Origin of the sequence: Colwellia sp. BRX9-1, from assembly GCF_014077195.1 — a bacterium.
Taxonomy (GTDB): domain Bacteria; phylum Pseudomonadota; class Gammaproteobacteria; order Enterobacterales; family Alteromonadaceae; genus Colwellia_A.
Genome location: NZ_JACGVM010000081.1, coordinates 1 through 388, shown reverse-complemented (window position 1 = coordinate 388; position 388 = coordinate 1). Strand labels below are relative to the sequence as shown.

At 38.4% G+C, this 388-nt stretch carries 1 tRNA gene; it reads left to right on the top strand.

From position 1 onward, the window contains the following. Window positions 1-44 precede the first annotated feature (44 nt). Window positions 45-120, top strand: a tRNA-Lys gene (locus H4J76_RS19565). The last annotated feature ends 268 nt before the right edge of the window (window positions 121-388 follow it).

Sequence of the window (388 nt, the reverse complement as noted above, 5' to 3'; positions counted from 1 at the left end):
TTTGCATTAGTTGATGATGATTCTCAACACCACAGTTTATATGTCGGCCGTTAGCTCAGTTGGTAGAGCAGTTGGCTTTTAACCAATTTGTCGAAGGTTCAAATCCTTCACGGCCGACCACTTCTTAAATAATTAATTTCCAAATTTATAAGTCAGATAGTAAACAACAAAAAGCCGAGGCTTTTAACCGTTAAGCCGATTAGCTCGAAGGTTCAAATTCTTCACGGCTGACCACTTTCTTTCTTAACAAGTACAATGCAAAGTTAGCATGTTAGTGATTTTTGCATTAGTTGATGATGATTCTCAACACCACAGTTTATATGTCGGCCGTTAGCTCAGTTGGTAGAGCAGTTGGCTTTTAACCAATTTGTCGAAGGTTCAAATCCTT